At 56.0% G+C, this 23,391-nt stretch carries 22 protein-coding genes; 9 read left to right on the forward strand and 13 right to left on the reverse strand.

Annotation, left to right across the window (positions count from 1 at the left end; translation table 11 throughout):
• The first annotated feature begins 6 nt into the window (after positions 1-6).
• Positions 7-945: an outer membrane beta-barrel protein gene (locus tag ABD851_RS15045; protein ID WP_344980747.1), complete on the forward strand. Its 939-nt coding sequence runs from the start codon at positions 7-9 to the stop codon at positions 943-945.
• Between the two features lie 354 nt (positions 946-1,299).
• On the opposite strand, the gene ABD851_RS15050 is transcribed toward ABD851_RS15045, so the two are convergent.
• On the reverse strand, positions 1,300-2,025 hold the full coding sequence (locus tag ABD851_RS15050; RefSeq protein WP_344980869.1) for a ChaN family lipoprotein: 726 nt from the start codon (positions 2,023-2,025) through the stop codon (positions 1,300-1,302).
• On the opposite strand from ABD851_RS15050, the gene ABD851_RS15055 reads away from it, so the two are divergent.
• Positions 1,933-2,142, forward strand: coding sequence for a hypothetical protein (locus ABD851_RS15055; RefSeq protein WP_344980749.1), 210 nt, complete (start codon positions 1,933-1,935; stop codon positions 2,140-2,142). The genes ABD851_RS15050 and ABD851_RS15055 overlap by 93 nt on opposite strands.
• Before the next feature lie 192 nt (positions 2,143-2,334).
• On the opposite strand, the gene ABD851_RS15060 is transcribed toward ABD851_RS15055, so the two are convergent.
• The 4 genes from ABD851_RS15060 to radA all read right to left on the reverse strand — a co-directional run bounded on the left by ABD851_RS15060 (position 2,335) and on the right by radA (position 6,401).
• Positions 2,335-3,474: a cystathionine gamma-synthase gene (locus tag ABD851_RS15060; RefSeq protein WP_344980752.1), complete on the reverse strand. Its 1,140-nt coding sequence runs from the start codon at positions 3,472-3,474 to the stop codon at positions 2,335-2,337.
• 184 nt (positions 3,475-3,658) lie between these two features.
• On the reverse strand, positions 3,659-4,195 hold the full coding sequence (locus ABD851_RS15065) for a glutathione peroxidase (protein WP_344980754.1): 537 nt from the start codon (positions 4,193-4,195) through the stop codon (positions 3,659-3,661).
• Between the two features lie 94 nt (positions 4,196-4,289).
• Positions 4,290-4,994, reverse strand: a complete 705-nt coding sequence (locus ABD851_RS15070) for a ComF family protein (protein ID WP_344980756.1) — start codon at positions 4,992-4,994, stop codon at positions 4,290-4,292.
• A 39-nt stretch (positions 4,995-5,033) separates the two neighbouring features.
• Complete coding sequence (gene radA / locus ABD851_RS15075; protein WP_344980758.1) at positions 5,034-6,401, reverse strand: DNA repair protein RadA; 1,368 nt, start codon at positions 6,399-6,401, stop codon at positions 5,034-5,036.
• A 1,066-nt stretch (positions 6,402-7,467) separates the two neighbouring features.
• On the opposite strand from radA, the gene ABD851_RS15080 reads away from it, so the two are divergent.
• The 6 genes from ABD851_RS15080 to pyrH all read left to right on the forward strand — a co-directional run bounded on the left by ABD851_RS15080 (position 7,468) and on the right by pyrH (position 12,054).
• On the forward strand, positions 7,468-8,187 hold the full coding sequence (locus ABD851_RS15080; RefSeq protein WP_344980760.1) for a zinc metallopeptidase: 720 nt from the start codon (positions 7,468-7,470) through the stop codon (positions 8,185-8,187).
• Positions 8,188-8,444: 257 nt separating this feature from the next.
• Positions 8,445-8,888 carry a 50S ribosomal protein L13 gene (gene rplM / locus ABD851_RS15085; protein ID WP_344980762.1) on the forward strand — a complete coding sequence of 148 codons (444 nt, stop codon included), beginning with the start codon at positions 8,445-8,447 and terminating at the stop codon, positions 8,886-8,888.
• 13 nt (positions 8,889-8,901) lie between these two features.
• Positions 8,902-9,291, forward strand: a complete 390-nt coding sequence (rpsI, locus tag ABD851_RS15090) for a 30S ribosomal protein S9 (protein WP_344980764.1) — start codon at positions 8,902-8,904, stop codon at positions 9,289-9,291.
• A 66-nt stretch (positions 9,292-9,357) separates the two neighbouring features.
• Positions 9,358-10,281 (forward strand): 30S ribosomal protein S2, encoded by a 924-nt coding sequence (gene rpsB / locus ABD851_RS15095; protein ID WP_344980766.1) that lies wholly within the window; start codon positions 9,358-9,360, stop codon positions 10,279-10,281.
• Between the two features lie 95 nt (positions 10,282-10,376).
• Complete coding sequence (gene tsf / locus ABD851_RS15100; protein WP_344980768.1) at positions 10,377-11,213, forward strand: translation elongation factor Ts; 837 nt, start codon at positions 10,377-10,379, stop codon at positions 11,211-11,213.
• A gap of 130 nt (positions 11,214-11,343) precedes the next feature.
• A complete protein-coding gene (pyrH, locus tag ABD851_RS15105) occupies positions 11,344-12,054 on the forward strand; it encodes a UMP kinase (RefSeq protein WP_344980771.1) in 711 nt (236 codons plus the stop codon).
• Here the strand turns inward: pyrH and ABD851_RS15110 are convergent.
• From ABD851_RS15110 to pta, 3 genes are read right to left on the reverse strand one after another with little or no spacing between them, the layout of a single operon-like run.
• Positions 12,047-13,252 carry a DUF3298 and DUF4163 domain-containing protein gene (locus ABD851_RS15110; protein ID WP_344980773.1) on the reverse strand — a complete coding sequence of 402 codons (1,206 nt, stop codon included), beginning with the start codon at positions 13,250-13,252 and terminating at the stop codon, positions 12,047-12,049. The two genes, pyrH and ABD851_RS15110, sit on opposite strands and share 8 nt — an antisense overlap.
• On the reverse strand, positions 13,236-14,447 hold the full coding sequence (locus ABD851_RS15115; protein ID WP_344980775.1) for an acetate/propionate family kinase: 1,212 nt from the start codon (positions 14,445-14,447) through the stop codon (positions 13,236-13,238). The genes ABD851_RS15110 and ABD851_RS15115 overlap by 17 nt, the downstream gene beginning before the upstream one ends.
• Positions 14,448-14,488: 41 nt before the next feature.
• A complete protein-coding gene (gene pta, locus ABD851_RS15120; RefSeq protein ID WP_344980777.1) occupies positions 14,489-16,585 on the reverse strand; it encodes a phosphate acetyltransferase in 2,097 nt (698 codons plus the stop codon).
• 133 nt (positions 16,586-16,718) lie between these two features.
• On the opposite strand from pta, the gene pdxH reads away from it, so the two are divergent.
• Positions 16,719-17,363, forward strand: a complete 645-nt coding sequence (pdxH, locus tag ABD851_RS15125) for a pyridoxamine 5'-phosphate oxidase (protein ID WP_344980779.1) — start codon at positions 16,719-16,721, stop codon at positions 17,361-17,363.
• Between the two features lie 27 nt (positions 17,364-17,390).
• Here pdxH and ABD851_RS18060 read toward each other — a convergent pair whose 3' ends face one another.
• The 5 genes from ABD851_RS18060 to infB form a co-directional block, all read right to left on the reverse strand.
• A complete protein-coding gene (locus tag ABD851_RS18060; protein WP_425549958.1) occupies positions 17,391-17,522 on the reverse strand; it encodes a 30S ribosomal protein THX in 132 nt (43 codons plus the stop codon).
• Between the two features lie 157 nt (positions 17,523-17,679).
• Positions 17,680-17,952 (reverse strand): HU family DNA-binding protein, encoded by a 273-nt coding sequence (locus ABD851_RS15130; protein WP_486303616.1) that lies wholly within the window; start codon positions 17,950-17,952, stop codon positions 17,680-17,682.
• Between the two features lie 346 nt (positions 17,953-18,298).
• Positions 18,299-19,081: an exodeoxyribonuclease III gene (locus tag ABD851_RS15135; protein WP_344980781.1), complete on the reverse strand. Its 783-nt coding sequence runs from the start codon at positions 19,079-19,081 to the stop codon at positions 18,299-18,301.
• Between the two features lies 1 nt (position 19,082).
• Entirely contained in the window at positions 19,083-20,492 is a 1,410-nt protein-coding gene (locus ABD851_RS15140) for a peptidylprolyl isomerase (RefSeq protein ID WP_344980783.1), read from the reverse strand.
• Complete coding sequence (gene infB / locus ABD851_RS15145) at positions 20,489-23,368, reverse strand: translation initiation factor IF-2 (RefSeq protein ID WP_344980785.1); 2,880 nt, start codon at positions 23,366-23,368, stop codon at positions 20,489-20,491. The genes ABD851_RS15140 and infB overlap by 4 nt, the downstream gene beginning before the upstream one ends.
• Positions 23,369-23,391: the final 23 nt, after the last annotated feature.

The raw sequence follows: 23,391 nt of genomic DNA on the forward strand, positions 1-23,391 counted from the left end.
ACCTGCATGCAACATCGTATTTTAACGGGGGCCGCCCTGCTGGGACTCGCCCTGTGGACAGTTTCTGCAAAAGCCCAGGACAGCAGCGCACACGTCTTTTCAGAAAATGCCAACGCGGACACCACGGGGAGGGCCGATACCACAGGAAAAGTTAGGTCCGATACTTCCAATTTTGGCATGTTCACGGTGATACGGACGAAAAAAGACAGCTCGGGCACCTCCAAGCCGTCTACCCGGGTAGAGCTGGGCACTCCCCGGGGTAAAACGGCAAAAACAGCCGGCAACGTTTCCCTGCACTGGCTGGACCTGGACCTCGGGTTTACCAACTATATCGATAACAGCGCCTACGGCACGGCCGAAGTGAATGATTTTGCCCCGGTGAAGCCCGGCGAGGAAGCGGTTAGCGCCCAGCAGTTCAGCCTGCGTCCCGGTAAGTCGGTCAATGTAAATATCTGGCTGCTTTCGATGCGGGCAAACCTCATCCGTCATCGGCTGAACCTGAAGGCGGACCTGGGCATAGAGATGAACAATTACCGCTACCGGAAGAACATCACCTATGTAAGCGATTTTTCGAAGACGTATGTAATCCGGGATTCGGTGGATTTCAGCAAGAACAAGCTGTTTACCGAGTACCTTACCCTTCCGGTGATGCTCAACCTGGAGACCAACCCCTTTCATGTTTCCAATTCCTTCCGCATCAGTGCGGGACCGACCTTCGGATACCTGGTAAAATCGCGTACCAAACAGATCAGCGAAGAGCGCGGCAAGAAAAAGAACAAAGACAGCTTTAACCTGGAGAAATTCAGGGTGGGGCTGCGCGGCGAGCTGGGCTATTCCTGGATCACCCTCTACGGCAGCTACAGCCTTACCCCCATACACCAGTACGGGCTGGATCAACATCCCTTTTCGATCGGGATCATCCTGCTCAACAATCCTGCCTGGTAGACGAAGACGATAATCTTTCTTCCGGTTCGATGGACTAACGGCCCCTGCGGCACGGTCCGGCCTCGCGGAAGGCGACAAGGGAGCAGATCTGCCCCCTTGTCTGTCAAAACAAGCCACACCTATCGGTTCGTTGCCATTCTTGATCTTTGTTCCCCCCGGCTCTTTCCCGTGCCTGCGCCGGAGCGCTGTGTTTACATCACGGCATCTTTGGTTTATGTCGCGGTATCCGAAGCGGCGATTTATTTTTCATATACGGCTTCTGTACGGTTACGGATTTCCGCAAGGCGAAACAATAAAATGGAAATGTAAGGTCGATGGATAAGCAGGCCGGGGAATGAAACATGTCCGGGTTTGTCAGGGCCGGTGCGACGGCTCCGCCGCCGCGCGCGTGAGGATGACAAAATCTGCCAGGGTCTTGTAAGTATCCCAGCTTGGCTGGTCAAAGTCTTCCGCCCGGAAGCAGCTGATGGTCAGCAGCGGCCGCCGCAGGCGCCGGAGCCGCTCGGCAAGACCGGTATGGTCGTCGCTGTGAAAGCGACCGTTCAGCTGCAGCACCGTAGCGCGGCGATGGCGCTTCAGGGCTTTTTTTATGGAGTAGGCCATGGTGGCATCCCAGAGGTTCTGCGATTCGTACAGGTGCATGCCGGGCATCACATGTCCGCCCATGGCTTCAAGGAATTTTTGTGCGTAGGGGCCGGAGAGCGTATCTATCGGCAGGGGGCCGATCCATTGCCGGGCGCTGCGGTCCAGCCGGTAGAGGGCTGTCAGCCCTTTCCGGGCCACGAGGTTGACATACCGGGCGGGCGCGTTGGCGGCAATGACGGGGATGTGATGGTCTTTGGCCCGTTCGATCAGGGGCCGGTAATCCGCATAATTATCCCAGGCGCGGGCTTCGCTGCGGAAGTTTTTTTCGCTGATGATGTCTTTTAGGTATTCGTCGAGCACGGGCTGCACATCGCGCTCAAACATTTCCATGGAAAGCAGGAGATGTTTTCCGAAACGGGCATACAGCTGCTGCAGGAGCGAATCTTCCAGCCGGTGGCCGGTAGCGTCGTCGTGCTGCTCCCCGAACAGCAGGATGCTCCTTTGCGGAATGCGGCTTACCAGCTCGCCGAAGCTGATCTCCCTGCCGGCTTTGACGTCATAGATCCGGTAAGCCTGCCCAGCCGTTGCGGTTTGCGCCCGGACGCCGGGTAAGGCAGACAGCAGGGCCAGAAGCAGAAATAGCAGATATTTGATTGATTTGATGATTTGGCAATTTGGTAATTTGATGATGATAATGGGTAATTTGGCAATTTACTTCGTGCTCAATGTTTTTTATTTGTCTCCGTGAAGGCTTCGTCTTTGATAATAGTAATTATCAAATCAGCATATCCTCAAATTGTCAAATCATTCAATCGCTTGCCGGAGATCGGCGATCAGGTCTTCGGCGTCTTCGATCCCCACGCTGAGCCGGATCAGGGAATCGGCCAGGCCGTTGCGGATGCGGTCTTCCCGGGGAATCGAGGCATGGGTCATGGATGCAGGATGACCGATCAGCGATTCCACCCCTCCCAGCGATTCGGCCAGGGAGAAGATCCTGGTGGAAGACAGTACCCGGAAAGCGTTTTCCATACGGTCGTCCTTCAGGGTAAACGACATCATGCCGCCGAAGCCGCGCATCTGCTTTTGAGCGATGGCATGATTGGGATGATCCTCGAACCCGCACCAATACACCTTATCCACGCCGGGATGGCTGCGCAGGAAGCGGGCCACGGCGGCGCCGTTTTCGCTGTGCTGCCGCATCCGTACATGCAGGGTTTTGATGCCCCTGAGCACCAGCCAGCAATCGTGCGGACCGGGAACGGCGCCGCAGCTGTTCTGGAAAAAGTGCAGCTGTTCCGCCAGGGCATCGTCTTTTACGATCGCCGCGCCCAGCACCACATCGCTGTGTCCGCCCAGGTATTTGGTAGCGGAATGGACCACGATGTCGGCGCCCAGCTCCAGCGGGTTCTGCAAGTAGGGCGAAGCAAAAGTATTGTCTACACACAACAGCAGCTTGTGCCGGTGAGCCGTCTCCGCTGCAGCGGCAATGTCCACGATATGCATCAGCGGGTTGGTGGGCGTTTCCACCCAGACCAGCTTCGTATGTTCGTTTACGTAGTTGCTGATATTGGCGGCATCGTGCATGTCGATAAAATGAAACTTCACGCCGTAACGGGCTACCACCTTGGTAAACAGCCGGTAGGTGCCGCCGTACATGTCGTTGCCTGCGATTACCTCATCCCCCGGCTGCAGCAGCCGGAGAATGGCGTCGGTAGCGGCCATGCCGCTGCCGAAGCAGATGCCGTGCTTCCCGTTCTCGATAGCGGCCAGGGCGGCCTCCAGGGCATGGCGCGTAGGATTCTGCGTACGCGCATATTCATACCCCTTGTGCTCGCCGGGGGCGGCCTGCACATAGGTGGAGGTCTGGAAAATGGGGGTCATGATGGCGCCGGTGGAGGGGTCGGGCTCCACGCCGGCATGTATCAGTTTCGTGGCCAGTTGCATACGGCTGTATATTGTTTTTTGAACGTCCGGGAGCAGGCCCGCAACGCCGGGGTGATAAAAAACCGCAGCCGGCAGACGGGAATGGCCGTGCCGGCAAAATCTTTTCAGCGGCCGCGCGGGCAGGGCTCGCGCGATGATTAAAACGAGGGCAAAGGTATTAAGACTTCCGCGGTTTTCCAGCGCGTTATTGGGCGACGACGGCTTTTATGATCTCCTCGCTCATGGGATTGACCTTTGAGGGGAAGACGGCCACCAGCTCGCCGGATTCGTTGAGCAGGTATTTGTGAAAGTTCCATTGCGGCACCGAGGGATCCAGCCCTTTCTTTTGGGCCTGGCCTTCCAGCCACTGGTATATCGGAGCGGTATCCTCTCCTTTTACGGAGACCTTGGCGGCCATCGGAAAGGTAATCTGGTAGTTGTTCGTACAGAACTGGGATATCTCCTTGTTGGTTCCCGGCTCCTGGTGACCGAAGTTATTGGCGGGAAAGCCCACGATCACCAGCTTGCCTTCAAAGCGTTTGTAAAGCTTTTCCAGGTCGGCATACTGCGGTGTAAAACCGCATTTGGAAGCGGTGTTGACGACGAGTATCTTTTTTCCTTTGAACTGGGAAAAATCAATCTGTTGCCCGGACAGCCCGGGTACCTTGAAGCTGTAGATGTTATCTTTCATTTGCGGGGGCATGGCGAACAGCAGTGCGGAAAGGCAAAGTAAGCGAAGCATAACGAATCGGATTAAAAAAATAAGAGATGCCGGACACACGGGTCATACCACACGCTAAATTAACGGATAATCTGCATAAAAAGTTGCCTTCCGGCTACAATTCGCCGGCATAGGCCAGGGTGGCGATGCTGAGCCGGGCGCCGGGGGCCGCAGAGAGGACGGCGGCGCAGGCATCCAGCGTTGCGCCGGTGGTCAGCACATCGTCCACCAGCAGGATATGCGCTCCGGCCACGGCCTCCGGCTTGCTGAGCGCAAAGGCGTCCGCCATATTTTCCCAGCGCGCAGTCCGGGAGCGCCGGGTCTGGGTGCCGGTGTTCTTGGTGCGCCGTAATACATCGGAGGCACACGGCCGGCAGAGCACGCCGGCAATGCCTTCCGCCAGCAGGGCCGCCTGGTTGTAACCCCGTTGTCTTTGCCGGCGCCGGTGCAGCGGTACCGGTACGACGAGGGTCACCGGCCCGAAGGAAGAGTCTTCCTGCAGGACCTTGCCCATACAGCCGCCCAGGTAAAGGGCAAGATCGCGCCGCCCCCTGTACTTGCAGTCATGGACGAGCTTTTGCAGCAGCCCTGTTTTGGCAAAATAAAAGACCGCGGTGGCGGCCTGTACCGGCGTACGCCCCCAGAAGACCTTTTCGACCGGATTGCCGGTGCCGCCCCGAAAGCCGGTGTAGGGCAGCCGTGCGCTGCAGCGCGCGCAGATGCGTGCGTCGTGCTGCCGCAGGGTTTCCCCGCATCCCGGACAGCTGTCCGGGAAAAAAAGCTGCAGCACGTCGGTCCATAAGCGGAAAGAAAGGGACATGACAGCGCGGATATAAGCAGAAGGGGAAAACGGTCGCGCTCAGAACAGCTGCCGGTACAATTCTTCCACCCGCGCCACCATCACCACTTCGATATTGAACTTGGCCGGATCAAGCGCCTTGCGGCTGAACCGGGAGACAAATATCTTTTCAAAGCCCAGCTTCCCGGCTTCCGCAATACGCTGCCCGATGCGGTTCACCGCGCGTATCTCGCCGCTCAGCCCTACTTCGCCGGCGAAGCAATAATTGTGGGGTACCGGCACGTCCTCATATGAAGAAAGAAGGGTGGTGATGATAGCCAGATCGATGGCAGGATCTTCCACCCGGAGGCCGCCGGCGATATTTAAAAATACATCTTTTAATCCGAACTGAAAACCGCCCCGTTTTTCCAGTACTGCCAGCAGCAGCTGCAGGCGGCGCAGGTCGAAACCGTTGACCGTCCGCTGCGGGGTGCCGTAAACCGAAGGGGTCACCAGCGCCTGCGTTTCGATGAGCATGGGACGGAGTCCTTCGAGGGTGGCGGCAATGGCAATGCCGCTCAGCGGTTCTTCCTTTTCGGAGATGAGGAGCTCGGAAGGGTTGGCGACCGGGCGCAGCCCGTTTTCTTTCATCTCGTAAATGCCCAGCTCGGCTGTGGAGCCGAACCGGTTTTTAACGGTGCGCAGCATCCGGTAAATATAATGCTGGTCTCCCTCAAACTGCAGCACGGTATCCACCATGTGCTCCAGGATTTTGGGTCCGGCGATGCTGCCCTCTTTGGTAATATGACCGATCAGGAAGACGGGGGTGCGCGTGGCTTTGGCAAAACGCTGCAGCTCCGCCGTACATTCCCGGATCTGGGAAACGCTGCCGGGTGCAGATTCCACAAAAGGGGTGCGGAGGGTCTGGATGGAATCGATCACTACCAGCTGCGGCCGCAGCTTTTTTATCTCCTGGAAAATGGTCTGGGTATCGGTTTCGGTCAGGAGGTAAAAATTTTCATGCTGCAATCCGATACGGTCTGCCCGCATCTTGATCTGCTGTTCGCTTTCCTCACCGCTTACATACAGGGTACGGACAGCGGGCAGCTGCAGGGCGTCCTGCAGAAAAAGGGTGGACTTACCAATGCCGGGTTCTCCGGCCACCAGCACCAGCGAACCGGGAACGATGCCTCCGCCCAGCACCCGGTTCAGTTCCGCATCGGGCGTGATCCACCGGTCCTCTTCCTGTGCGCTGATCTCTTGAAGGGAGACGAATTTCTGGTTGCCGGAGGAGGCGGGTTTCCAGTTGTCGCGTACTGCCGTTCCCTTTTTCTCCTGCACCTCTTCCACAAAAGTATTCCAGCTGCCGCAGGAAGGGCAGCGCCCCAGCCATTTCGTACTTTCATGGCCGCATTGCTGACAGAAAAAAGCGGTTTTAAGCTTGCTCATAAGATGTAAAGATAGGACTTGCCCTCCTAACCCCCTACTCCCGGCCCCCTAAAGGGGGAAGGTAAAAGGTGAAAGGTAAAAGGTGAAAGGTGAAAGGTGAGGGGAAATTTGATGATTTGGAAATTTGATGATTAGAGACCGGAAACCAGAAATCAGAAATCTCAAATCAGAAACGCGCAGCGTTCAGGGAGGCCGCTAAGCAATCGTAATACGCGAAGTAATCAGCTTTAGACCTGAGGCGGTTTAAAGTTCAAGTTCCAGCGTCCAGCCTCTAAGGTTCCATTCCAGGCAAATTAATTTCAAACCAGAAAGGCGCAGCCTTCATTGAGACGGCTAAAAAATATTATGCCCGAAATAAACGCGCAGCGCTCATCGAGACCTTTGAAAATCCTTTGCGTGCGGGATAAACCTCAAATTAGAAACGCGCAGCGAAGCCTTGGCAATGGGATTGAATTATTTTTAAATGGTGTTGCCGAAGCTCGTTTTACGGAGACCGTTACAAAGACTTTGTGAACGACGTAAGCCTCAAACCAAAACTACTACACGGGAAAGAATAAACGAAAAGAAAAAACGAAAAGGGGAGGAACATGGGGAAAACCGGTCAAAAAAGGCCGGAAAAATGAAAAAGAGCCGGCATGAGGCGCCGACTCTTTTTACTTACTAACCCATTAAATTCATGTCGAAATTACTAAATGACTTCAGAATAAAAAAGTTTATTTGCGTTTGTGAATAACTTTTTTTGTGTTAAATTACCCAAAAGCCCTCCGCTGGACAAAGATAAAATAATTCAATATAATAAAAAACAATTCATGTAATCAATTGTCTATTAAATTGTTATGAATATTTTAATTCTAATGGGCATATACCGGCCGTTGAGAAAAGAAGCGCTCCACACGCTTGCCATTTCGACGGAGCAGCTGTCAGCGGCGGGGTGACAAATTGTCATTGTTTCATAAAGTCCTGTTAAAAAATAACTAACGAAAACAAGAAATCGATATTTAAACACCGGCTGTAATTTCTGGATAATGATTTGCGGGAATTGTTAAATTTTTAAAAACACAAAGAAATGGGCCTATATCCTATGTTCGGAAGTTCTGCCTTCTGGGTTGTTTTCGTCCTGATCATGATTGCCGGGATGATCATCAGCGCCCGGCTGCGCCGCAAATTCAAAAAATACAGCGAAGTGCCCCTGGCTGCCGGTCTTTCCGGTAAGGAAGTGGCCGAAAAGATGCTACAGGACAATGGTATATATGATGTGAAAGTAGTATCTGTAGAAGGTTTCCTGTCTGATCATTATAACCCGCAGAACAAAACGGTCAACCTCAGCCCCGACGTCTACGGCGGGCGTAATATTGCCGCGGCGGCCGTAGCCGCGCACGAATGCGGACATGCCGTACAGCATGCCACCGCCTACGGCATGCTGATGCTGCGCAGCCGGCTGGTGCCCGTTGTGCAGTTCAGCTCCGGTATCGTGCAATGGATCCTGCTGATCGGTATCTTCACCATCCGTATCTTTCCCGGCCTGTTGCTGGCGGGTATCGTGCTTTTTGCGCTGACCACGCTTTTCTCCCTGATCACGCTGCCGGTGGAATTCAACGCCTCCCGGCGGGCGCTGGCCTGGCTCAACGGGAGCCGGGGCGCCATGATCATGACCGCCACCGAGCACGAAAAGGCCAAGGACGCCCTCTGGTGGGCCGCCATGACCTATGTGATCGCCGCCGTGCAGTCGCTCCTGACGCTGTTTTATTACATCATGATCTTCCTCGGCGGGCAGCGGCGGAACTGAATATGTCTAACGTTTAAGGTTTGAAGTTTAAGGTTGATCTGCGTTTAAGGTTGATCTGCCCGGAATGAAACTTTAGACCTTAAACGATAAGTGTTCCTGTCCTTCTTTTCAGGATTGCAAAATTTTTATTGATCTTCAATGGGTTGCAAAGGCATTATAAAAAAATGCCCTGAAAAAACTTTGTGGATTACCCGGTTCCCCTTACCTTTGCCCTCCTTTTGAATCAAGATGTTTGATCATATTTACAGTTTACACTCATGGACACGTTAAGTCTCAGAACCCAATCGGCGAACAAGGCTACCGTTCAGCACAACTGGTACGTGGTGGATGCCACCAACCTGACCCTGGGCCGCATGTGCTCCCGCATCGCCACTGTTTTGCGGGGTAAGAATAAGCCGTATTATACACCGCATGTGGATTGCGGCGACTATATAATCGTCATCAATGCGGACAAGGTAAAGCTCACCGGAGCCAAGCTCGATCAGAAAACCTATCTGACCTTTTCCGGCTATCCCGGAGGTCAGAAAAAGGAAATGGCCCGCAGCCTGCTGAACCGCCGTCCCGAAGCCGTTATCGAACGCGCCGTAAAAGGGATGTTGCCCAAGAACCGCCTGGGTCGCCAGCTTTTCAAGAAGCTGTTCGTATATGCCGGTGCCGAGCATCCGCATATTGCCCAGAAACCCGAGTCTTTAACATTTTAATTAGCTGTATAAAATGGAGAAACAAAAAACCTCCGTTGGTCGCCGTAAAGAAGCGGTTGCCCGTGTGATCCTCACCAAAGGCAGCGGTGAGATCATCATCAACGGTAAAGCGTATAAAGAATATTTCCCGCTGGTGTACCTGCAGAATCAGGTAGCGGCCCCGCTGAACGTCATCGAAGCCGCCGACAAGTTCGACGTAAAGGCCAATGTAAGCGGCGGCGGCATAAAAGGTCAGGCCGAGGCCGTGCGGCTGGGTATCGCCCGCAGTCTCTGCACGATCAACGCCGACTTCCGGCCCCCGCTGAAGCATGCGGGCCTGCTGAGGCGCGATCCGCGCGGCGTGGAACGGAAAAAACCGGGTCAGAAGAAAGCCCGTAAGAACTTCCAGTTCTCCAAGCGCTAATCCTTGTTCGCTTGCCTGTAGATCAGAAAGGTTATCAACGTTAAACATTCGACTTTATACCATATTATGGAAGAGAATAAAACCTCCCTGCAACAGCAACTGCTTGAAGCAGGCGTTCACTTCGGCCACCTCAAAAAGAAGTGGAACCCCAAGATGCTGCCTTACATCTTTGCGGAAAAGAAAGGGATACATATCATTGACCTGAACAGGACCGTAGAAGGCCTGCAGGAAGCTGCCGCAGCCATGAAGGCCATCGCGCGGAGCGGTAAAAAGATCATGTTCGTGGCTACGAAGAAGCAGGCCAAGGATATCGTGGCTGACGCCGCCAAGCGGGTCAACATGCCCTTTGCCACCGAACGCTGGCTGGGCGGCATGCTCACCAACTTCTCCACCATCCGCAAGAGCGTGAAGAAGATGCAGAGCATCGAGAAAATGCTGGGCGACGGCACCTTTGACAACATTACCAAAAAGGAACGTCTCACCCTGCAGCGCGATAAAGAGAAGATGGAAAAGGTGCTGGGCGGTATCTCCCAGCTGGCCCGTGTACCCGCCGCGCTCTTTATCGTGGACATCAGCCATGAGCATATCGCGCTGGCGGAAGCCCGCCGGCTGAACATCACCACCCTCGGCATGGTGGATACCAACTCCGATCCCAGCAAGGTGGATTTCGCTATCCCCGCCAATGACGATGCCACCAAATCCATCGCCATCATCACCAACTATGTGACGGCGGCCATCGCGGAAGGCCTGGCAGAAAGGGCCAACGAGAAAGAGCAGGATGAAGTGGAAGAGGATGAAAATGAAAAACGGGCCCGCCGCCTCGAAAAAGAAGCGGAAACGGAAGAGGGCCGTCAGGGCCGCCGCAGCGGCGCCGGAACAGGCGCACCACGCGGAGGCGGCGCCGGAGCGGGCGGACGTGGAGGCGGAGCGCCCAAACGCCGGACGCCCAGCACGGGCGGTGGCGGCAGGAGACCGGCACCCAAGCGCTGATTTTCTCCGTATCTGTAAAAGAAGCCGGGGAGAGGAGCGTGAAAGAGAAGGGGCGAATGCTCCTTCCGTTTTGAAAATATATTTAATCAACTGAAATGGCAACTATAACAGCAGCAGATATCAATAAATTACGTCAGCAAACCGGCGCCGGAATGATGGATTGCCGGAAAGCGCTGGTGGAAAACGACGGCGATTTTGAAAAAGCCATCGATTTCCTGAGGAAAAAAGGACAAAAGGTAGCCGCCCTGCGGAGCGACCGGGAGACGAAAGAAGGCGTGGTCATTGCCAAAACCGCTGACGATCATACTGCCGGCGTCATCATCTGCCTGAGCTGTGAAACGGATTTTGTGGCGAAAAACCAGGACTTTATCGCCTTCGGCCAGTCGGTAGCCGACCTGGCGCTGTCGGTAAAGGCGGATTCGCTGGAAGCGCTCAGCGCAGCTTCCCTGGACGGCGCCACCGTCGCAGACAAGCTGAACGACCAGGTAGCCCGCATCGGTGAAAAGATCACCCTCAGCAGGTTTGAAAGGGTGGAAGCCGGATACGTAACGGCCTATATCCACGGCAATTACCGCATCGGGGTGTTGGCCGGCTTTACCAAGGCTGTGGATGCCGAAGCCGCCAAGGATATTACCATGCAGATCGCTGCCATGAATCCCGTAGCCACGCATGCCGATGCCGTAGCCCCCGAAGTGGTGGAAAGGGAAAAGGCCATTGTGCTCGAGCAGATCAAGAACGATCCGAAAATGGCCGGCAAGCCCGACGCTATGCTGGATAAGATAGCCGAAGGCAAGCTGAATGCCTTCTTTAAAGAAAATACCCTGCTGGCGCAGGCTTTTGTGAAAGACAGCAGCAAGAGCGTAGCCGATTACCTGAAATCGGTAGATGCCGAGGCGTCCATCACGGAGTTCCGGCGTGTCGCGATCGGATAAAATCACTTCAAAAAGGAGAGCCGGCCGCTCTCCTTTTTTGTGCCCTTTCAGGTCCTCCTCCCTGCGGGAAAGAAAAATTTCGGCCTCAGCCGTGAAATAATCAGGTCAAAGTTTTAATTTCAACCGCGTTATGCTTCCAAAATACAAACGTATCCTGCTGAAATTAAGCGGGGAATCCCTGATGGGGGAAAAGTCCTACGGCATCGATGCCCGGATCATCGCCCAGTATGCCAAAGACATCAGCCAGATCGCCGACCTGGGCGTTCAGGTAGCCATCGTTATCGGCGGCGGAAACATCTACCGCGGCATGGATGAAAAAGAGACCGGCATCGAACGGGCTACCGGCGATTACATGGGTATGCTGGCCACCGTCATCAACGGCATGGCCCTGCAGAGCGGACTGGAAAAGATCGGGCTCTTTACCCGTCTGCAGTCGGCGATAAAAATGGAGCAGATCGCCGAGCCCTATATTCGCCGGCGGGCCATCCGCCACCTGGAAAAAGGCCGTATCGTCATCTTCGGGGCCGGTACCGGCAATCCGTATTTTACCACCGATACAGCAGCTTCCCTGCGGGCCATCGAGATAGAGGCCGACGTGATCCTCAAGGGCACCCGGGTAGACGGCATCTATACCGCCGATCCGGAAAAAGACAAAACCGCCCGGCGTTACAACGTGATCTCCTTTGACGAAGTTTACCGCAATAACCTCAATGTGATGGACATGACCGCTTTTACGCTGTGTCATGAAAACAAGCTGCCCATTATCGTATTCGATATGAACCAGCCGGGCAATCTCCTGAAAGTGGTGAGCGGAGAAGAAGTCGGCACCCTCGTTAAGTAGCCGGTACGCCGCCCGGATTTTTCAGCACATCCTGCAGCTCGGAAAAAGGCACGAACAGCTCGATGGGACCTACCGCATAGGGCGCTACCTCGTAAGGGTTGTAGATAAAGCCGATGCCGTGACCGGTCAGGTAAAAATTATCCGTAAGGTTCAGGTGCTTGTCGAACAATATGCCGTAACGCCGGCTGTTGAGCGCGGCTTTCTCCGGAATATCATAAGCCCGGCGCAGCTTTTGCTCCAGTACCTGCTGCAGCTTCTTTTCGTATCCGGGACGAAACAGATCGCCCCGCTCCAGTATCCGGGCATGTTTGAGGTCCCATACCACCAGCAGGGTATTGGTCTGCCCGTGCGCGCCTCCCGTATATTCGTAACGGTTACAGGCCAGGCTGACGATATCTCCCGCATTCCACAACAGTTCCATCCGTATCTGTGATTCCCAGTTGAAGGTACCGGCGGCAAAACCCGGCGACAGGTTAGCGCGGGCCTGCTTATAGGTGGTCAGGAAAGAGTCTGCCGCATTCCGCAAGGCCTGGGCGCCCGCTGTTACCGGCGTATGCAATCCCAGCAGGTCGCCCGCCAGCGTCTGCTGTACCAGCAGATGTCCGGCATCCGGCCATCCTTTTCCCGGCCACAGCAACGTATAGGCGATCCTCGCCTTGGGCGAGCTGCTGTCTCCGGGCTTCAGCGACAGGGAATCCTGAAGTCGGTATACCTGCCAGCGGCGGGTACCTTCCGAGTAGATCTCCTGCAGCGCGAAAGCTGCCGGGGCAGCCTGAGACCCTTTCCCCTCCTGCTCCGCAGGCTTACAGTACCCGCTGAAAACGCCCGGCTGGGAGAAGGTGCCCTGCAGCGTGTCCACGGGATCGTACTGCCGGTAGGTAACGAGGGTGATATGGCCGGCCGTGTCGGTGCTGCCGCTGATGGTCACGGGGCGGGCCAGGGAGTCTTCATAGAAGATGCCGTCATACTGCCCGTCGCTTTTGGTCAGCTGCAGCGTTACCTTTTTCCCGCCCAGGTTGCCCTGCAGATATTTGTAATAGGCGGTCTGCACCTTTTCATCGCGTTCGTGCTGCCCGGAGGAGGAAGCGTCGTTGCGGCTTCCCGGATGGCAGCCGGCGAGCAGGCCGGCGGCTGCCATAGCTAAGCAGCGGCGGAGATATGGGGAATAGTGATACATCGGTTTATGGGTTTTCATCATGATCTGTGATTAAGCGCGCGGTTTCCACCGCAATGGCCAGCTCTTCACGGGTAGGAACGACCAGCAGGGGCAGGGCGCCTGATATCTGTATTTCGCGGAGCTCACTGCTCTTTTGTTCGTTCCTTGTTCTATCCAAACGGATGCCAAAAAAATCCAGATCGCTGCAGATCTGCGCCCGCATGGCGGCATCGTTCTCTCCCACGCCGGCGGTAAATACGAGGGCATCCACACCGTTCATGGCTGCAATATAGGCTCCGATGAATTTTTTGATCCGGTAGGCATACATATCCAGGGCCAGCCGGGCCTCTTTCTCCCCGGCGTCGGCGGCCCGGTGCACCTCGCGCATGTCGCTGAAGCCGCTCAGCCCTTTCAGACCGCTTTCCTTGTTCAGCAGGTGCCGCACCTGCCCGGGCTTATACCCCAGCGTTTCGGTGAGGTAAAAAATTACGGTAGGATCCAGCTGCCCGCTGCGCGTGCCCATGATCAGGCCGTCCAAAGCGCCCAGACCCATCGACGTGTCGATGCTGCGGCCGTTCTGCACCGCCGCCATACTGCAGCCGTTGCCAAGGTGCAACGTGATGATGCGGGCGCCGGGATTACCCAGATGATGTGCGGCCTCGCGCGAAACGTAGGCATGGCTGATGCCGTGGAAGCCGAAGCTGCGGATGCCCTGCTTTTCGTACAGCTCGTTCGGGATGGCATACCGGTAAGCACGGGCGGGCATGGTCTGGTGGAAGGCCGTGTCAAAGACCGCGATGTGGCGGGCCTGCGGAAAGAAAGCCTCGGCTACGGCAATGCCCTGCAGGTTAGCTGGATTGTGCAGGGGCACCAGCGGGGAGAGACGGCGGATATCGGCTTTTACGGCATCGTTGATCAGCACGGTATGGGTATAGGCTTCCCCGCCATGCACCACGCGATGCCCTATTGCCTTCACGGCTTCGGGATGGTGCACTACAGGATGCTGCCCGCGCGTGAGCAGTGTCACCGCTTCCTGCATGGCGGCGGTATGATCGGGGAAATTCTTCTGGCTGATCTGTTCTGTAGTCCCTGCTTCCGTATATACGCGGTGTACGAGCGAGCTCCCCGGCAGGCCGATACGGTCCGCCAGTCCGCTGCACAGCGTTTTTCGCGTATCCGTGTCGATATATTCGTATTTCAGGGAAGAACTGCCGGCATTGATAACTAAAACGTGCATACGCTGATCGCTTTTGGCGCACCGCCCCGGAACAGGTGGATTCAGGATATCCCCTGGGCCTGTATGGCGGTGATCACTACGGTATTAAAGACATCGTCCACGGTGCAGCCGCGGCTGAGATCGTTGATCGGTTTGTTGAGTCCCTGCAGCATGGGGCCGATGGCGAGGGCGCCCGTTTCCCGCTGCACGGCCTTATAAGTATTGTTCCCGGTATTGAGGTCGGGAAAAATAAGCACGCTGGCCTGTCCGGCCACCGGGGACCCCGGCAGCTTGCTTTGCCCTACGGTAATGTCCACCGCGGCATCGTATTGTATGGGGCCCGCCACCGGCAGGTCCGGACGCTTTGTTTTCACAAGGGCGGCGGCCTGCCGCACCTTTTCCACTTCTGCACCTTTGCCGGAGTCGCCGGAGGAGTACGACAGCATGGCCACCTTGGGCGTTATGCCGAAGGCCGCCGCCGTATCTGCCGAGGTAATGGCTATCTCTGCCAGCTGTGCGGCATCCGGGTTGGGATTTACGGCGCAGTCCCCGAAAACGGCTACCCGGTCCGGCAGGCACATAAAAAAAACGGAAGAGACCAGCGAGGCCTCCGGTTTTGTTTTGATGATCTGCAGGGCGGGGCGGATCGTGGCCTGGGTGGTATGCACGGCCCCGGATACCATACCGTCGGCATCCCCGGCGTACACCATCATGGTGCCGAAATAAGATACGTCGGTAAGGAGGTCGCGTGCCATCTCCAGCGTCACATTCTTTTCTTTGCGCAGGGTATAAAGGGTATGGGCATAGGCCTCATTCTGTGCTGCCGTGGCAGGATCCAGGATGCGGATCTTTTCCCCGTCGTATTCCAGTCCCAGCCGCTGGAAGGCGGCTTCCGCGGCTGCGGGATCGCCGAGCAGCGTGATCCGGGCAATGTCCTGCGCGGCCAGCCGCACGGCGGCGGTCAGGATGCGGTCGTCGTTGCCCTCGGGCAATACGATATGCTGTAAGCGGCGCCTGGCCTTTTTGACCAGCATATGCTGGAACATCCGGGGGGTAATGCCTGCCGACCAGGAAGTGTGCAGCCCTTTGCCGAGGCGGTCCAGGTCGGTATGCTTTTCAAAGGTGCTGATGCAAAGCTCGATCTTGGGGGAATTTTCCGGCAGGATGCGGGAGGGCAGATCGCCCACGAGATTGGCTACCTCGAAGGTATTATAGCCGGTGAGCATAACCGGGAAAAGGTCCTTCAGCCCTTCCAGCAGGTTCAGCACCGGTTCTTCGGGCATAAGGCCGCCGGTGAGGATCATGCCGGCCACGGCGGGGTAGTTGACGGAAGCCTGCGCCTGCATGGTCCCGAGGATGACATCGGCCCGGTCGCCGGGCGTGATGCACAGACAATTCTCCGAAAGGAGGGTCAGGTAATGACGCAGCTGCATGGCGCCGACCAGGTAATGATCGGCCTGGTTTTGCAGCTTGTCCTTTCCGAAAAGCAGCCGGGCATTGAGGGCGGTGGCAATTTCTCCAAGGGTGGGGCTGTTCAGCCGCTGCAGCAGCGGGATGGCGGCGGCAACGGTCTGCTGCCCCAGCCCTTCCTGCAGCCGGCGGGTGAGCTCGGGCAGGGAAGCGGGGTCCGCCTTGTTGGCTACGGCCAGCAGTACCGGGATATCGCGATCCTTAAAGCTGTCGAAGGCCAGCTGCATATTGGCCACGACCTGGGGTACCGTTTTGAGCGCAGCGTTTTCCACGATCACTACGGGCAGCCCGAGGTTTCTGGCGATGGAGGCATTCAGATCAAATTCGAAAGCTACGCTTTCGCCCAGGAAATCGGAGCCTTCCACCAGCATATAGTCAAACTGCTCTTCGATCCTTTTGTATTTTTCGATGATCCGGTCGATGATCTCATGGGTGCGGCCCTGGTTTTTCAGCATGATCACCTCGCTGCCCGTGAACGCCCAGGTATCTTCATAAGGCAGGGGCACTTCGAAATAGCGGAGGACGGCTGCGATATTATTATCTTTCTCTTCTCCGGGAATATCGGGGATCACCGGCCGGAAAAAGCCGACGGTTTTGGTTTCCCCCAGCAACACGTGCATCAGGCCGAGGGAGACGATGGATTTACCGCTATAGGGTTCCGTGGTGGTGATATAGATGCCTTTGCCCATAGGGTACTTGATCAGCGTAAGGTAAAGGTCCGAAATAAAATGGTAAGACCGTAATTTTTGCCCATACGACGGCTGCGGCACAGTAACCGGTAATGCCGTAGCTTTGTTGCCGGAAAACAAAAATACATTTCCTATGAAGTCACCGGTAGCGGATATACGAACGGATTACCGGCTTACGGCCCTCAGCGAGCAGGATGCCCTGGCTAACCCGGTACAGCAGTTTGAAAAATGGTTTAACGAAGCGCTGGAGGTGGGAGTGGCTGAGCCCAACGCCATGACCCTGGCCACCAGCACGGCGGACGGGTATCCTTCCGCCCGCATTGTGCTGCTGAAGGGGTTTGATAAAAAGGGATTTTACTTTTATACCAACTATGAAAGCCGCAAGGCGCGGCAGATTGCCGATAACCCGCGGGGCGCGCTCGTTTTTTTCTGGAGGGAGCTGGAACGGCAGGTGCGCATAGAAGGGATACTTGAGAAAACGACGCCTGAGCAGAATGAGGCGTATTATCAGCGCCGTCCCGAAGGAAGCCGTATCAGCGCTTGGGCTTCTCCCCAGAGCAGCGTCATTCCGGACCGGGCTTTCCTGGAGCAGGCGACGGCAGAAGTGGCTGCCCGTTTTTCGCAGTCGCCCTTACGCTGCCCCGCTTTCTGGGGCGGCTATTGTCTGCATCCCGAGGCGATAGAATTCTGGCAGGGCAGGGCGCACCGCCTGCATGACCGGCTGCGCTATACCCGGCAACCCTCCCGCCGGTGGAAGAAAGAGCGGCTGGCGCCGTGATACGGTTTCTGCAATGCCTTTCGCCTTTTACCCTTCACCTTTTTCCCCCTTGGGGGCCGGCGTATTTTTCTTGCCTTTGGCGGGTTTATGCGGACGCGACTTGCCAAAGGATCCCTTTACGATTTTTCCTTTCTTGGTTCTGATATCTCCTTTTCCCATAACGCAATTTTGTTTTTAAAGATGTTTTTTACCGGCTGGCAAAAATAAAAAAAGCAAGGAACACATCCCTTGCTTTTTTCTGTTTTTCAGTTATGTGGCCGCGGGTCCGGGATAGCCCTTATCCGCGGTCTTTGTCCGCCAAACAAAGACAGAAGGCCTATTTCAGCTTGGTGGAGAATTCCTTGCCTGCCTTGAATTTGGCAACTTTCTTGGCAGGAATGTTGATCACCTTACCCGTCTGCGGGTTGCGACCTTTACGGGCGGAACGCTTGGTTACGGAAAAAGTTCCGAAGCCAACCAGGGTAACTTTGTCATTCTTTTTCAGCGCACCGATTACGGCGGAAGTAAAAGAATCCAGGGCTTCGTTGGCCTGCGTTTTGGTCACGCCGGCGTCTTTGGCGATTTTGTCAATTAATTCGGCTTTGTTCATAGCGGTTTGAATTTTGAGATGAATAATGAACTATGATGTAGGCAAATATAGTGCGTTTTAGCAGACTACCAAATTTTTGAATATCCTTTTTGGCTTTTTTTCAGTTGCTGAAATCAGCCACTGGCAATGATTTCAGCGGATCGGGACGATTGGGCGGCAAGATGGTTCCGGCGGGCTTTCCGGCCAAACGCTTGTCTGAATTGAATTTCAACACTTTATGACAAAACCCTATATGCTGTAACCTGCGCTGAACGGGGATTTGGCCATCTGCTCAAAGGTGCATATCGTGTGGATAAAAATGAAAGGCCGGAAGGCGTTTTACGGTGTCGGAGATGCCCCTGCCTTATCAGGGCAGCAGCGAAAGACATACCGGGCAATGGTCGCTGTGCCGGACATCGGGCAGGATACAGGCGTCGGACAGGCGGGTATTGAGGTTTTCGGTGGCATTGATATAGTCGATCCGCCACCCTTTGTTGTTGGCGCGTGCGTTGGCGCGGAAGCTCCACCAGCTGTACTGGTGCGGATGCGGATTGAAGTGCCGAAAGGTATCCGTAAAGCCGCTGGAGAAAAATTTATCCATCCACGCCCTTTCCTCCGGCAGGAAGCCCGAAGATTTTTTATTGCTCACGGGATCGTGAATGTCGATAGGCTTGTGGCAGATATTATAATCGCCGCAGACGATCAGCTGCGGACGTTCTTTTTTGAGCAGCTGCAGATACTCGAAAAACTCATCCAGCCACTGGTATTTATAGGTCTGCCGTATCTCGCCGGTAGTGCCGGAAGGGAAGTAGGCATTGATGAGGGTGAGGTCGCCGATATCGAGCCGCAATACCCGTCCTTCGGAATCGCTTTGCATATAACCGTTGCCGTAGCCCACGTTGTCGGGTTTTACCCGGCTGAATACGGCTACGCCGCTGTATCCTTTTTTCTGGGCGGAGTACCAGTACTGATGATACCCCAGATCGCTGATGGCGGCATGATCTATATTGTCCTGGAAGGCCTTTGTTTCCTGCATGCAGATGATATCCGCCGGGTAGCCGGCCAGCCATTCCATAAAGCCCTTGTTGATGGCCGAACGTATGCCGTTTACGTTGTAGGAGATGATCCGCAGCGCGTTCCCTGTTTCCATATTAATCTTTTGCCGACTGAGATTTCTTTACCCAGTCGCCGATCGACGGGCAATCCGCATACTGCGGGTCCACGCGCAGATAGAAAGAGGGCATATGCTCGTCATACCATTTCATCAGCGCCTTGTATTGCTTTTCCTGCAGGGCCCGGTCCTGTATCTTGCTGTAATCGTCCTGCAGGTTTTCGCGATGGGGCTCGCTGCGTGATTTCAGGTAAACGATACGGACGGAGCTGTTTTGCATCCGCGGATCGGGGGTAAAGGTTACGGGCGCGGATATCTCGCCTACCTTCAGGGTATCGAGCATCAGCACAATGCCTTTGTCCAGCTGGTCTATCGGCAGGTAGGTAGACCCGTCCTGGGCGGTGAACATGCCGCCGGAGCGCTTGGTGCCGGTCATGACATTATCGTCGTCGCTGTTCTTGGCGGCCGCTACCCCGAAGGTGGTTTTCCCTTCCACGATATCGGTGCGGAGGCTGTCCAGCTTTTTTATGGTGCGGTCCAGATCGATCTGGGTGATCGGCGGGATCAGGAGGATATGGCGCACTTTTGCAATATCGCCCTGGCGGCTGACCATCTGGATGATATGATAGCCGAACTGCGTTTTGGTGACGGAGGAGATCTCTCCGTTTTTCAGCCGGAAGGCGGCGGCTACAAAGTCGGGGTCAAAGTTATGCTGGGTACGGTCTACCGTTAACACATTCCCGCCGGTGGCCACGTCTTTGGAATAGATGGTGGCCAGCACCTCAAAGGATTTCTGTCCGCTTTCGGCCTGCTTTTTCAGATCGTTCAGCTGATCGATGGTGTATTGTACCACGGAAGGGCTGGGCTTGGGGTTCAGCACGATCTGCCCGACCTCCACCTCCGATTCGTAGAAAAGGAGGCTGTCCTTGGGGATCTTATCGAAATAATCCTTTACTTCGGACGGGGTGATCTTTACGCCTTCAAAGATCTTGCTCTGCATGGCCTGGGCCAGCAGCCCTTCCCGGATAGGCTCTCTGAACTCGTCCCTGATCTGGTACACGGAGCGGCCGGTCACCTCTTCCATCTTTTCCTGGGAGCCGTACTGCCCGATGAAATACCGGAGCCGCTGCTCAAGCTGTGCGTTCACCTCATCATCGGTCACCGGAAGACTGTCCCGCTCGGCCTGCAGCACCAGCGCCTTATTGGCCAGCATCTGCTGGAGGAAAAAGCATTTGGCGTCGGGCGGAAGCTGCACCTGCTGTTGGCGCGCCTGCGACAGCTGGTTTTCCAGCTCGCTCTCCAGCACGATCTTGTTCCCCACGGCGGCCACCACCTGGTCGGCTACCGGTTTGTTGGCGCCGGAGTAAGCCACCGTTTGAGCACGGAGCGGCGCTAAGCCGCAAAGCATGAGGGTCAGCAGCGCGACCTGTTTCAGCGGATTGAGGGTCATAGTGTTCTTTTTACTTCCACTTCTTCGAATCCTTCCACGATATCCCCGATTTTGATGTCGTTGTAGTTTTTGATGCCGAGGCCGCATTCCATGCCTGCCGATACTTCCTTCACATCGTCCTTGTAACGCTTCAGCGAAGCCAGCTCGCCGGTATAGACCACGATGCCGTCCCGTACCAGGTTGATGCGGGTATTGCGGTTCATCTTTCCGTCCAGCACCTGGCAGCCGGCAATGGTGCCGACGCCCGATATCTTGAAGATCTCGCGCACTTCCACATTGCAGACGATCTTTTTCTCGACCTTGGGTTCCAGCATGCCTTCCATGGCGCTTTTTATTTCCTCGATAGCGTCATAGATAATGGAATAGGTACGGATCTCTATGTTTTCCTTCTCGGCAAGGCGGCCTGCCTGCAGGGAGGGCCTTACCTGGAAGCCGACGATGATGGCGTCCGAGGCGGTGGCCAGCAGCACATCGGATTCGGTGATCTGTCCGACTCCTTTGTGCACGATGTTCACTACGATTTCTTCGGTGGAAAGCTTTTGCAGCGAATCGCTGAGCGCTTCCACGGAGCCGTCCACATCGCCTTTGATGATGACGTTCAGCTCCTGGAAGTTGCCCAGGGCCAGGCGTCTGCCGATCTCATCGAGGGTAATGTGCTTACGTGCGCGGATACCCTGCTCCCGCAGGATCTGGGCGCGGCGTCCGGCCGTTTCCTTGGCTTCGGACTCGTCTTCGTAGATCTTGAATTTTTCACCGGCCTGCGGCGCGCCGTTCAGCCCCAGCACCTGTACGGGGGTGGCGGGTCCGGCTTTGCTCATTTTTTGACCGCGTTCGTTGGTCATGGCCTTTACGCGGCCATAGTAGGCGCCGGATACCATTTCGTCGCCCACCCGCAGGGTGCCGTTCTGTACCAGCAGGGTGGCCACGTATCCCCGTCCTTTATCCAGCGAAGCTTCTATCACGCCGCCGGAAGCGGGGCGGTCGGGATTGGCGCGGAGCTCGAGCAGCTCGGCTTCGAGCAGTATCTTTTCCAGCAGCTGGTCCACATGCAGCCCCTGTTTGGCGGATATCTCCTGGGACTGGAACTTGCCGCCCCAGTCTTCCACCAGCAGGTTCATGCCGGCCAGCTGTTCCTTGATCTTTTCTGGATTTGCGCCTTCTTTGTCTATTTTGTTGATGGCAAAGATCATGGGCATGTTGGCGGCCTGCGCATGGGATATGGCTTCCCGCGTCTGGGGCATCACCGCATCGTCGGCGGCAATAACGATCACGGCTATATCGGCCACTTTGGCCCCGCGGGCGCGCATGGCGGTAAAGGCTTCGTGACCCGGCGTATCCAGGAAGCAGATGTTTTTATTGCCGGGCAGGGTAACCTCGTAGGCCCCGATATGCTGGGTGATGCCGCCTACTTCGCCGGCTACTACGCTGGCGCTGCGGATATAGTCCAGCAGCGAGGTTTTACCATGGTCCACGTGTCCCATGATGGTCACGATGGGCGCGCGGGGTGAGAGGTTTTCGGGATCGTCCTCTTCTTCCTCCTCTTCCTGGTCTTCCTGGGCTTCCAGTCCGATAAATTCCACTTCATAGCCGAACTCGGATGCCACGAGCTCGATGACCTCGGCGTCCAGGCGCTGATTGATCGATACCATGATGCCCAGGCTCATACATTTGCTGATGACGTCGGCAAAGCTGACGTCCATCAGGTTGGCAAACTCGCTCACCGAAATAAACTCGGTTACCTGGAGCACATTGTTCTCGGCGGCATCGCGGGCTGCCTGCTGCTCGGCCATCTCTTCGCGGCGTGCGCGGCGGTATTTGGCTTTGGTGCCTTTTCCGCGTGAGGTGCCGGCCAGCTTGGCCTGCGTTTCGCGGATCTTTTCCTGGATCTCCTTTTCGTCGATCTCCTTGTCGGGCGCCTGTCTGCCTTTCCGCTGGTCGCCCCGGCGGCCGGGGCCGCGCTGGTTCTGGTCTTTATGATCGGGATGCTGGCCTTTTGCCGCTTCCGGTTTCTTTTCGATGGGGATGCGCTTCCGTTTGCGCTTTTCCTTGTTGCGCTGTTCGCCGCGCGTTCTTTCAGACGGGGTGGGCAGCTCTATCTTGCCGACGACCTTGGGTCCGCCCAGTCTTCCCACCTTGATGTTCTCTACGGTTGGAGCGCTTTCCGCGGGCGTCTCGGGTTGTCCGGCGGCCGGCGCTTCCTGCGGAGGAGCGGCCTGCGGTGTTTCCGGGGCTTCCGCCGGGGCCGCTTCGGTTGCTTCCGGGGCGGGAACATCGGCCGGTCCGGGTTCCGGTGCGGCGGCCTGCGGCGTTTCTGCAGCTTCTGCGGCGGCCGGCGCTTCTTCCTCTTTCTTTTTCTTCTGGGCAGCTCCTTTCCTGGGCCGTGTAGCGGAGTTGATGGCGTCCAGGTCGATCGTGGTGATCACTTTCGGACCGCCTACTTTGGGTTTTTCCGCTTCGGCGGCTTCCGGGGGAACCGGTGTTTCCGCCTCGGGGCTGGGCGGGGCAATATCCGGCACTTCGGGAGCGGCGGGCGCTTCCGGCGGTGCGGGTGCTTCGGGCGCTTCCGGGGCTTCGGCCACAGCCGGTGCAGGTGCATTTTCAGCGGGCGCTGCTTCCGTTTCCGTTTCCTTCCTGGGCTGTGCTTCCACCATTACCCCCCTCGGCAGGTCGATCTGATCGCTTTTGCGCTTGTTGGCCTTGTCCTGCTGAAACTCCTGCTGCAGGGCTTCATACATCGTTTCGTCCAGCTTGGTGGTGGGCTTTACGTCGCCCAGGTCAAAGCCTTTGGAGGCTAAAAATTCCACCAGGGTTTCCTTACCGATGTTGAATTCCTTGGCCGCGGCCAGCAATCGTGGTGTTTTGTTTGTTACGGGCATTCAGTTAAACTCCTCCTGTTTTT

It is taken from the genome of Compostibacter hankyongensis, from assembly GCF_039541075.1.
GTDB classification, from domain to species: domain Bacteria; phylum Bacteroidota; class Bacteroidia; order Chitinophagales; family Chitinophagaceae; genus Compostibacter; species Compostibacter hankyongensis.

Coding starts and splice junctions, on each gene's coding strand:
- ABD851_RS15045 (WP_344980747.1), top strand. CDS start 7: ATGCAACATCGTATTTTAACGGGGGCCGCCCTGCTGGGACTCGCCCTG.
- ABD851_RS15055 (WP_344980749.1), top strand. CDS start 1,933: ATGTTTTCCGAAACGGGCATACAGCTGCTGCAGGAGCGAATCTTCCAG.
- ABD851_RS15060 (WP_344980752.1), bottom strand. CDS start 3,474: ATGCAACTGGCCACGAAACTGATACATGCCGGCGTGGAGCCCGACCCC.
- ABD851_RS15065 (WP_344980754.1), bottom strand. CDS start 4,195: ATGCTTCGCTTACTTTGCCTTTCCGCACTGCTGTTCGCCATGCCCCCG.
- ABD851_RS15070 (WP_344980756.1), bottom strand. CDS start 4,994: ATGTCCCTTTCTTTCCGCTTATGGACCGACGTGCTGCAGCTTTTTTTC.
- radA (WP_344980758.1), bottom strand. CDS start 6,401: ATGAGCAAGCTTAAAACCGCTTTTTTCTGTCAGCAATGCGGCCATGAA.
- ABD851_RS15080 (WP_344980760.1), top strand. CDS start 7,468: ATGGGCCTATATCCTATGTTCGGAAGTTCTGCCTTCTGGGTTGTTTTC.
- rplM (WP_344980762.1), top strand. CDS start 8,445: ATGGACACGTTAAGTCTCAGAACCCAATCGGCGAACAAGGCTACCGTT.
- rpsI (WP_344980764.1), top strand. CDS start 8,902: ATGGAGAAACAAAAAACCTCCGTTGGTCGCCGTAAAGAAGCGGTTGCC.
- rpsB (WP_344980766.1), top strand. CDS start 9,358: ATGGAAGAGAATAAAACCTCCCTGCAACAGCAACTGCTTGAAGCAGGC.
- tsf (WP_344980768.1), top strand. CDS start 10,377: ATGGCAACTATAACAGCAGCAGATATCAATAAATTACGTCAGCAAACC.
- pyrH (WP_344980771.1), top strand. CDS start 11,344: ATGCTTCCAAAATACAAACGTATCCTGCTGAAATTAAGCGGGGAATCC.
- ABD851_RS15110 (WP_344980773.1), bottom strand. CDS start 13,252: ATGATGAAAACCCATAAACCGATGTATCACTATTCCCCATATCTCCGC.
- ABD851_RS15115 (WP_344980775.1), bottom strand. CDS start 14,447: ATGCACGTTTTAGTTATCAATGCCGGCAGTTCTTCCCTGAAATACGAA.
- pta (WP_344980777.1), bottom strand. CDS start 16,585: ATGGGCAAAGGCATCTATATCACCACCACGGAACCCTATAGCGGTAAA.
- pdxH (WP_344980779.1), top strand. CDS start 16,719: ATGAAGTCACCGGTAGCGGATATACGAACGGATTACCGGCTTACGGCC.
- ABD851_RS18060 (WP_425549958.1), bottom strand. CDS start 17,522: ATGGGAAAAGGAGATATCAGAACCAAGAAAGGAAAAATCGTAAAGGGA.
- ABD851_RS15130 (WP_486303616.1), bottom strand. CDS start 17,952: ATGAACAAAGCCGAATTAATTGACAAAATCGCCAAAGACGCCGGCGTG.
- ABD851_RS15135 (WP_344980781.1), bottom strand. CDS start 19,081: ATGGAAACAGGGAACGCGCTGCGGATCATCTCCTACAACGTAAACGGC.
- ABD851_RS15140 (WP_344980783.1), bottom strand. CDS start 20,492: ATGACCCTCAATCCGCTGAAACAGGTCGCGCTGCTGACCCTCATGCTT.
- infB (WP_344980785.1), bottom strand. CDS start 23,368: ATGCCCGTAACAAACAAAACACCACGATTGCTGGCCGCGGCCAAGGAA.